Below are 3,411 nucleotides of genomic sequence, written 5' to 3'. Positions count from 1 at the left end.
CTGACTTCTGGTCTTTGATCAGAACTGTTCTTTAAAAAATTGGGAAAGTGATAGAAGTAGACACATTGACTGTTTTCACTGGCAGTCGATGTCGTCAAGGTAAAATCTTGCGAACTCAAGCGCAAGTTTTCGGCGAAATGTCGTCTTCACTCATCTAACGCCTGCAGATCGGTAGCGTCCTTGGACGTCAGCGAGATTGCTTGGGGTTATATGGTCAAGTGAAGAAGCGCATACGGTGGATGCCTTGGCAGTCAGAGGCGATGAAAGACGTGATAGCCTGCGATAAGCTTCGGTGAGGTGGCAAATGACCTGTGACCCGGAGATCTCTGAATGGGGGAACCCACCTAGCATAAGCTAGGTATCTTAACCTGAATCCATAGGGTTAAGAGGCGAACCAGGGGAACTGAAACATCTAAGTACCCTGAGGAAAAGAAATCAACCGAGATTCCCTTAGTAGTGGCGAGCGAACGGGGACCAGCCCTTAAGTTGATTTGAGAGTAGCGGAACGCTCTGGAAAGTGCGGCCATAGTGGGTGATAGCCCTGTACGCGAAACGCTCTTATCAATGAAATCGAGTAGGACGGGGCACGAGAAACCCTGTCTGAATATGGGGGGACCATCCTCCAAGGCTAAATACTCCTGACTGACCGATAGTGAACCAGTACCGTGAGGGAAAGGCGAAAAGAACCCCGGAGAGGGGAGTGAAATAGAACCTGAAACCGTATGCGTACAAGCAGTGGGAGCCTACTTTGTTGGGTGACTGCGTACCTTTTGTATAATGGGTCAGCGACTTATTTTCAGTGGCGAGCTTAACCGAATAGGGGAGGCGTAGCGAAAGCGAGTCTTAATAGGGCGTCTAGTCGCTGGGAATAGACCCGAAACCGGGCGATCTATCCATGAGCAGGTTGAAGGTTAGGTAACACTGACTGGAGGACCGAACCCACTTCCGTTGAAAAGGCAGGGGATGACTTGTGGATCGGAGTGAAAGGCTAATCAAGCTCGGAGATAGCTGGTTCTCCTCGAAAGCTATTTAGGTAGCGCCTCATGTATCACTCTGGGGGGTAGAGCACTGTTTCGGCTAGGGGGTCATCCCGACTTACCAAACCGATGCAAACTCCGAATACCCAGAAGTGCCGAGCATGGGAGACACACGGCGGGTGCTAACGTCCGTCGTGAAAAGGGAAACAACCCAGACCGTCAGCTAAGGTCCCAAAGTCCTGGTTAAGTGGTAAACGATGTGGGAAGGCTTAGACAGCTAGGAGGTTGGCTTAGAAGCAGCCACCCTTTAAAGAAAGCGTAATAGCTCACTAGTCGAGTCGGCCTGCGCGGAAGATGTAACGGGGCTCAAACCAGGCACCGAAGCTACGGGTATCACCTTTGGTGATGCGGTAGAGGAGCGTTCTGTAAGCCTGTGAAGGTGAGTTGAGAAGCTTGCTGGAGGTATCAGAAGTGCGAATGCTGACATGAGTAACGACAATGCGAGTGAAAAACTCGCACGCCGAAAGACCAAGGGTTCCTGCGCAACGTTAATCGACGCAGGGTGAGTCGGTCCCTAAGGCGAGGCTGAAAGGCGTAGTCGATGGGAAACGGGTTAATATTCCCGTACTTCTAGTTACTGCGATGGGGGGACGGAGAAGGCTAGGCCAGCTTGGCGTTGGTTGTCCAAGTTTAAGGTGGTAGGCTGATCGTTTAGGTAAATCCGGACGGTCTAGGCCGAGAGCTGATGACGACCCTTCTTTTAGAAGGGGAAGTGGTTGATGCCATGCTTCCAGGAAAAGCCTCTAAGCTTCAGGTAACTAGGAACCGTACCCCAAACCGACACAGGTGGTCGGGTAGAGAATACCAAGGCGCTTGAGAGAACTCGGGTGAAGGAACTAGGCAAAATGGCACCGTAACTTCGGGAGAAGGTGCGCCGGTGAGGGTGAAGGGTTTACCCCGTAAGCTCATGCCGGTCGAAGATACCAGGCCGCTGCGACTGTTTATTAAAAACACAGCACTCTGCAAACACGAAAGTGGACGTATAGGGTGTGACGCCTGCCCGGTGCCGGAAGGTTAATTGATGGGGTTAGCGCAAGCGAAGCTCTTGATCGAAGCCCCGGTAAACGGCGGCCGTAACTATAACGGTCCTAAGGTAGCGAAATTCCTTGTCGGGTAAGTTCCGACCTGCACGAATGGCGTAACGATGGCGGCGCTGTCTCCACCCGAGACTCAGTGAAATTGAAATCGCTGTGAAGATGCAGTGTATCCGCGGCTAGACGGAAAGACCCCGTGAACCTTTACTGTAGCTTTGCACTGGACTTTGAGCTTGCTTGTGTAGGATAGGTGGGAGGCTTTGAAGCGTGGACGCCAGTCTGCGTGGAGCCATCCTTGAAATACCACCCTGGCAACCTTGAGGTTCTAACTCTGGTCCGTTATCCGGATCGAGGACAGTGTATGGTGGGCAGTTTGACTGGGGCGGTCTCCTCCTAAAGAGTAACGGAGGAGTACGAAGGTGCGCTCAGACCGGTCGGAAATCGGTCGCAGAGTATAAAGGCAAAAGCGCGCTTGACTGCGAGACAGACACGTCGAGCAGGTACGAAAGTAGGTCTTAGTGATCCGGTGGTTCTGTATGGAAGGGCCATCGCTCAACGGATAAAAGGTACTCCGGGGATAACAGGCTGATACCGCCCAAGAGTTCATATCGACGGCGGTGTTTGGCACCTCGATGTCGGCTCATCACATCCTGGGGCTGAAGCCGGTCCCAAGGGTATGGCTGTTCGCCATTTAAAGTGGTACGCGAGCTGGGTTTAGAACGTCGTGAGACAGTTCGGTCCCTATCTGCCGTGGACGTTTGAGATTTGAGAGGGGCTGCTCCTAGTACGAGAGGACCGGAGTGGACGAACCTCTGGTGTTCCGGTTGTCACGCCAGTGGCATTGCCGGGTAGCTATGTTCGGAAGAGATAACCGCTGAAAGCATCTAAGCGGGAAACTTGCCTCAAGATGAGATCTCACTGGAGCCTTGAGCTTCCTGAAGGGCCGTCGAAGACTACGACGTTGATAGGTCGGGTGTGTAAGCGCTGTGAGGCGTTGAGCTAACCGATACTAATTGCCCGTGAGGCTTGACCATATAACACCCAAACAATCTGACCGCGGTCAGAGCGTGAGGAAGACGACGCCGAAAACGGGCGCGTGGGTTCGCAAGACCCCAAAGACGACACGTCTACTTCAATCACAGACCCAATTGGGCCAGCCAGGCAGCTCCATCGCCTGGCCAGCCAACCGAATTGCTTGACGAACATAGAGCATTGGAACCACCTGATCCCTTCCCGAACTCAGAAGTGAAACGATGCATCGCCGATGGTAGTGTGGGGCTTCCCCATGTGAGAGTAGGTCATCGTCAAGCGCCTAACACCCAGCACCCCCGCTCAGTTCA

2 rRNA genes are annotated in these 3,411 nt (G+C 52.9%); both read left to right on the top strand.

Annotation, left to right across the window (positions count from 1 at the left end):
• Positions 1-212 precede the first annotated feature (212 nt).
• Positions 213-3,105, top strand: a 23S ribosomal RNA gene (locus OXS31_RS23285).
• Positions 3,106-3,265: 160 nt separating this feature from the next.
• Positions 3,266-3,381, top strand: a 5S ribosomal RNA gene (rrf, locus tag OXS31_RS23280).
• The last annotated feature ends 30 nt before the right edge of the window (positions 3,382-3,411 follow it).

The organism is Pseudomonas sp. GM_Psu_1, from assembly GCF_026544185.1.
Taxonomy (GTDB): Bacteria; Pseudomonadota; Gammaproteobacteria; order Pseudomonadales; family Pseudomonadaceae; genus Chryseomonas; species Chryseomonas oryzihabitans.
This window is presented reverse-complemented; position numbering and strand designations above follow the sequence as displayed.